The sequence below is a fragment of the Serratia sp. CC22-02 genome (genome assembly GCF_900182895.1).
GTDB lineage: Bacteria > Pseudomonadota > Gammaproteobacteria > Enterobacterales > Enterobacteriaceae > Serratia > Serratia nevei.
The window spans coordinates 1-5162 of record NZ_FXUD01000025.1 but is presented as its reverse complement, the minus strand read 5'-3'; the positions used below and the strand labels follow the sequence as shown (position 1 = coordinate 5162).

The window sequence follows — 5162 nt, the reverse complement described above, 5'->3', positions numbered from 1 at the left end:
GCACGGCTTCGGCGGCGGCGCGGTTTTTCAGGGCGGCGATCAGGGATTTCGGAAAGCGGAGGTTCAGCTGGCTGAGCATGGCGGTGTCCTGCTGTGATAGGAATGTATTGTGATGATAGCAATACCATATAAAGCAGAGGTAAAAATTACAATGCTTTAATCAGTACAGCTATCTTCTGGTAGTGGTGATAGCAAAACTGATAAATAGCTAACACTCATATCGGCTTGCTAGCGAAGCTCAGTGCGGCGGTCGGCGTTTTTCCGTCGCAGATCCGTTTTCTGCTAGTTTCGGATCACTAGATCGTCACCCTCCCCCGCCGCCCCGGCAACCACAACATGTGGCACTGCGCCAGCTGCGGTTTCTTCTATATATTGTGTTTTGCCGGGGTGATCGTTAACGGCGGTTTTCGGCCGACAACCGCGCTGTGATTCTTTTCCCGCCGTGGTACACTTCCGGAAAGTCGCCATAAACAGAAAAGTCGGATCACCTGAAAACCGCCGTCCGGTAATTTAACTGAGTGGCTATTTGTCTACTCATTATCAGATGTGTGATGTTTACGGTGAGAAACTGCGAGGGCGATCATCGTCACTGAGGGGAAGGGGCAAGGTGATTGCGGGAAGTGATAATTTTATTAGAGGGTAAAGCTAGGATGGTTTATAAGGACGTGATTGATGAACTGATTGCTGACGGTCATAAAACAGTCACCCTCTATGAGAATAGGCTGAGCACCGATGACGACGATGTACCTATTACCCAATATCTGATTATTACAGTAAACGGTGACGTTGTTGCCCGACGGATCGTTTCCTTCGGCTGCAACTGGTCAATGATCTTTTGGCCGCTTCCTTCCTCAATGTGCTCATCCCTACGGGAGATTTGGGAAATCGATTTATCCAACAGAGAGGAAGCGTACTCACTATTGAGCATATTTCCGTAATGCTGTCCGGGGAGATTAAAGAGCTGTGAGGCAGACAGGATTTTACACTCAATAAGGAACACACATGGGTGACTGGTTTATTGCCACCGAGGGCGTGAAGATCGTCAAAGACAGCCCCGGCCTGTGGCCGCAGATCATCACGGCGGTGGCGTCCATCGGGGCGGCGCTGGGTGGTGTGGGGCTGACGCACCGCTTTACCCGCAAACGGGAGCAGGCGGCCGCTGAGCAGAAACTCGCGGGGGAGCGTTATTTCATCGCCACGGAGCTGGTATTCAAGCTGGAAGACTTTGCGGAAATGTGTGCGGAAGTCTCGCAAGATGATGGCAGGCGGGATGAAGGAGATGAATTCCGGCCTACTGTCAGTGTGTACTCCCTTGAATTTGATGATGTGACCGGTGACTGGCGTGCCCTGCCTCCCCCGATCATGTACCGGGTGCGGGAAATGAGCGTTCTGCAAGCTGAAGCGCGCGGTTCGATTAACTTCCGCGATGAAGTCGACACTTCCTCAAGGCATGACAGCTATTATCGAGAGAGGCAGTATCAGTATGCACGCCTCGGCCTGCGGGCTCTCTTGCTGGCCAAACGTCTGCGCAAACTCACCGGCATGCCCTCTTCTCGCCTCGACAAGTACGACTGGTCGCCGCAGAAAATCCTGTGGCAAAGCTGGCGTGAAGGGCGAAAGTTTAGAAATGAGGAACGACTGGATGAGGAATAATACATGAGCGGTTTAGTGGTGCCGGCATTCTACCCGGCGATGCCGGCGCAACCGTCGGTGGCTGGCGTTTCGTTGCCGGTCGCCATCGACTACCCGGCCGCGCTGGCGCTGCGCCAGATGGCTCTCGTCCATGACGAACTCCCGAAATACCTGCTGGCGCCGGAGATCAGCGCCCTGCTCCACTACGTGCCGGATCTGCACCGCAAACTGCTGCTGGCCACGCTGTGGAACAGCGGCGCCCGGATCAACGAGGCGCTGGCGCTGACGCGCGAGAATTTCGCGCTGGCGCCGCCCTACCCGTTCGTGCAGCTGGCCACCCTCAAGCAGCGTACGGAAAAGGCCACGCGCGGCGCCGGGCGGTTGCCGGCGGCCAGCACGCCGCCGCGCGTGGTGCCGCTGTCCGATCCGCAGTACGTCGCGCAGCTGCAGACGATGGTGGCCACGCTAAAAATTCCGCTCGAGCGCCGCAACGCGCGCACCGGCCGGATGGAAAAGGCGCGGCTGTGGACGATCACCGATCGGACGGTGCGCAGCTGGCTGGCGGAGGCGGTTGACGCCGCGGCGCGCGACGGCGTGACGTTCTCGGTGCCCGTCACCCCGCACACCTTCCGCCACAGCTACGCGATGCACATGCTGTATGCCGGCATTCCGCTCAAGGTGCTGCAGGCGCTGATGGGGCACAAGTCGATCAGCTCGACAGAGGTGTATACGAAGGTGTTTGCGCTGGATGTGGCGGCGCGGCACCGGGTGCAGTTTCAGATGCCTGAGGCCGAAGCGGTCAGCATGCTGAAGGCCCTGAGTCCGGGGCAGTAAACCCCTTCTGCATAAAGGCATCCTGTACTGTTCCGGATTGTCGTTCTACCTCAACGAAAAAATACGATCAGCAAAAATTTTTGATGGACAATTTTTCCGAAAGTGCCGGAATGTCCAGGCTGGATAGCATTTTTTGTGCGTCCCCGGGGGGCGTCAGTGGAAGGTTTATCATTGAGGAACGCGAGCTGGACAGAATACCTGAATGTCTAACGGCGCGGGTAATTAAACGAGAGCCGTAAAAAAGGCCGCTGGCGCGGCCTAAATGTATGACTGTTTACTCTAAAACCCACGTTATGCCACCATCGCGGCTTCTGTGGACAGTGTTAAATGCTGGTATATTTTCGTGATATTGCTTTATGACAATTTCACTGTCCGAAATTATCTCAACATCAGCGGTCATCGTGCCGTAGTTGATTCTGCACTGGCCGATGCAATAAATGTGATAAAGCCCTGTTAATACATCACTTCTAAGCGGCTTATGCATACTCTCTCCTGTTTCCTTACTGAATGATTTTGGTACATAGATTTTCACGGGTTAATGCGTTTTTCGGTGTCATCCAGTAATCCCGGATTGTTGAACCAATTCCGCGCTTCTGCATAGTTACCAACATCGATTGCAGCCATGACGTGAGCCAGCGAATTCATAGCGCTGTCACGCGACAAGGTTCCGTTCTTATAACCATCAAGAGCAGCATTGATCAGGTTTTCCATACCTTTATGGTCGGCGGTAGTTAAAGTTTTTTTAGTCATATAAAAGCCCAGAGCTATTGGTTAGTGGAATTGAGAATATGGGGATAAATCCGTGGGTTTCAAGGTGTTAGCCGCGTCAAAAAGTGCTAGATGCAACTGAGGGAACTGGACAGAATGACCTGTATGTCTAACTGCGCGGGGATTAACGAAGCGCTGGCCCTGACCAGGGGTGATTTTTCACTGGCACCACCCTATCCGTTTGTGCAGCTGGCGACACTCAAACAGCGTGCGGAGAAAGCGGGGAAACGGCCGGGAGGACTCCCGCCGGCAGTCAGGCGTACCGGCAGAACCGAGAAAGCGTGCATCTGGGAGATTACTGACCGCACCGCCCGCACCCGGCACACCTGCAGCAGACGGGGTGACCTTCTCTGTGCCGGTGACGCCGCACTCGTTTCGTCATTCCTACTCCATGCACATGCTGTATAACGGGATTCCGCTGAAAGTGCTGCAAAGCCTGATGGGACACAAGTCGAATCAGTTCGACGGAGGTGTATACCAAGGTGTTCGCCATGGATGTGGCGGCGCAGCAGCGCGTGCAATTCTCGATGCCGGGGGCAGAGGCGGTGGCGATCCTTAAAGGTCGGCGCTGAATGGCCGATAGGTGAAACAGGCAGGCCGGTCAAATGACCGGCCTATTTTTTTCCCTGGTGTTTTCTGGCGTACTGCATGGTTGGTGTCTCAGATGTTTAGTAACTCTAAACAAGTTTGATGTTAAGTGATGCTAAACATGTCGTCAATCCCTTATCTGACGACTGCCTATGGTTCCTCAACGACTGAAAGCCGCGCGCCGGCGAGCCGGACTCACCCAGGAAAAACTCGGTGTGCTGGCCGGTATCGATGAGTCCACCGCCCGCTCGCGGATCTCCCAGTACGAGAACGGTACTTACACGCCGGCGTTCACGACGATGTGCGCCCTGGCACGCGTGCTCAACGTGCCGGAGTGCTATTTCTATATACTGGATGAGGGGTTTGCGGAGAAAGTTCTGGGATTATATGAGTCTGAGATTACATCATTACACGATGACAGGATTGTATAATCCTATAATTAAATAATTATAGGATTACATGATTATTCATTATCTTTCAGCCAATTACCAATCAACTCTATAGTGATCTCGGTCATTTCCTTATCTTGTTTCAGACAAGCTAGCTTAAATCTCTTATGCAGGTCTTCGTCGATATTCATCTGCAGTTTCTTCGTCAGCCCCTTAGGGGCCTGAATAGCCTGCAGAGCCGGGTTCAGCTGTTTATGTTGTCCCAGTTTCATCTTCATTGGATCAGCTCCAGGATTTCTTTGGTCATTACATCAATTTCTCCTTTCGCTTGGCTGTCTGTCGTATCATAGACGGTGCCGCCATCCAGCATGGTTCTGATGTATGCCTGCCGCTGGCCTGTCCCGGTTTTTAATGCTGGGATGCCAGTATCGGCAATGGATTCTTTGAGGACTTCCAGCATTTTTGCAGACGACACTTTTTTGGTTATCAGGAACCTGGCTGTTATAGGTTGTAGATTTTGCCTCGCCTCTATAACTGCAATAATTGCGCTGCATGCTGCGAAATCTAGCGGGGAAGGTGTTACCGGGATTAAAACGAGATCGCTAACCATAACTGCAGCCGATGAGATTGCCGAGATTGCCGCGGCGCCATCGATGATGATGAAGTCATAACCTGTGAGCTGTTTCCGAACGGTGTAAACCTCCTTCTCAGAAGACGCTTCCGCCAGGTCGAACTTGCATTTATCTTCCTCATACCAGTTGCCAATACTTGCCTGTGGATCTGTATCGACAACAACTACGCGGAAACCTTGTCTCGCCAGACAGGTTGCAACGTTGATAGACGTCGTTGTCTTCCCGACCCCCCCTTTACCATTCAAAAATGAAATAACGTTAGTTTTCATACATAACCTCACTGTAGAGTAATCCTGTAATCCTGTAATCCTGTAATCCT

At 52.8% G+C, this 5162-nt stretch carries 6 protein-coding genes and 1 pseudogene; 4 read left to right on the top strand and 3 right to left on the bottom strand.

Annotated features, from left to right (window positions below; all coding sequences use genetic code 11):
- The first annotated feature begins 1002 nt into the window (after positions 1–1002).
- Entirely contained in the window at positions 1003–1653 is a 651-nt protein-coding gene (locus tag QOL81_RS25700) for a hypothetical protein (protein WP_128885018.1), read from the top strand.
- 3 nt (positions 1654–1656) lie between these two features.
- The gene (locus tag QOL81_RS25695) at positions 1657–2466 is read left to right on the top strand and encodes a site-specific integrase (protein WP_495133919.1); all 810 of its coding nucleotides are present in this window, start codon (positions 1657–1659) and stop codon (positions 2464–2466) included.
- Positions 2467–2994: 528 nt separating this feature from the next.
- Here QOL81_RS25695 and QOL81_RS25690 read toward each other — a convergent pair.
- Positions 2995–3216 (bottom strand): hypothetical protein, encoded by a 222-nt coding sequence (locus tag QOL81_RS25690; RefSeq protein WP_128885020.1) that lies wholly within the window; start codon positions 3214–3216, stop codon positions 2995–2997.
- Between the two features lie 99 nt (positions 3217–3315).
- Between QOL81_RS25690 and QOL81_RS25685 the strand changes: the two are divergent.
- A pseudogene (locus tag QOL81_RS25685) lies at positions 3316–3806 on the top strand (tyrosine-type recombinase/integrase); the annotation flags it as partial.
- Positions 3807–3974: 168 nt separating this feature from the next.
- Positions 3975–4253, top strand: coding sequence for a helix-turn-helix transcriptional regulator (locus QOL81_RS25680; protein ID WP_128885021.1), 279 nt, complete (start codon positions 3975–3977; stop codon positions 4251–4253).
- Between the two features lie 32 nt (positions 4254–4285).
- Here the strand turns inward: QOL81_RS25680 and QOL81_RS25675 are convergent, their stop codons facing one another.
- Positions 4286–4489 (bottom strand): plasmid partition protein ParG, encoded by a 204-nt coding sequence (locus QOL81_RS25675; protein WP_128885022.1) that lies wholly within the window; start codon positions 4487–4489, stop codon positions 4286–4288.
- Entirely contained in the window at positions 4486–5112 is a 627-nt protein-coding gene (gene parA / locus QOL81_RS25670) for a ParA family partition ATPase (protein WP_128885023.1), read from the bottom strand. Before parA ends, QOL81_RS25675 begins: the two co-directional genes overlap by 4 nt.
- Between the last annotated feature and the right edge of the window lie 50 nt (positions 5113–5162).

What these genes read in the sequence shown, in the direction of transcription:
- QOL81_RS25695 (WP_495133919.1), top strand. Translation starts at nt 1,657, where the DNA reads ATGAGCGGTTTAGTGGTGCCGGCATTCTACCCGGCGATGCCGGCGCAA.
- QOL81_RS25675 (WP_128885022.1), bottom strand. Translation starts at nt 4,489, where the DNA reads ATGAAGATGAAACTGGGACAACATAAACAGCTGAACCCGGCTCTGCAG.
- QOL81_RS25680 (WP_128885021.1), top strand. Translation starts at nt 3,975, where the DNA reads ATGGTTCCTCAACGACTGAAAGCCGCGCGCCGGCGAGCCGGACTCACC.
- QOL81_RS25690 (WP_128885020.1), bottom strand. Translation starts at nt 3,216, where the DNA reads ATGACTAAAAAAACTTTAACTACCGCCGACCATAAAGGTATGGAAAAC.
- QOL81_RS25700 (WP_128885018.1), top strand. Translation starts at nt 1,003, where the DNA reads ATGGGTGACTGGTTTATTGCCACCGAGGGCGTGAAGATCGTCAAAGAC.
- parA (WP_128885023.1), bottom strand. Translation starts at nt 5,112, where the DNA reads ATGAAAACTAACGTTATTTCATTTTTGAATGGTAAAGGGGGGGTCGGG.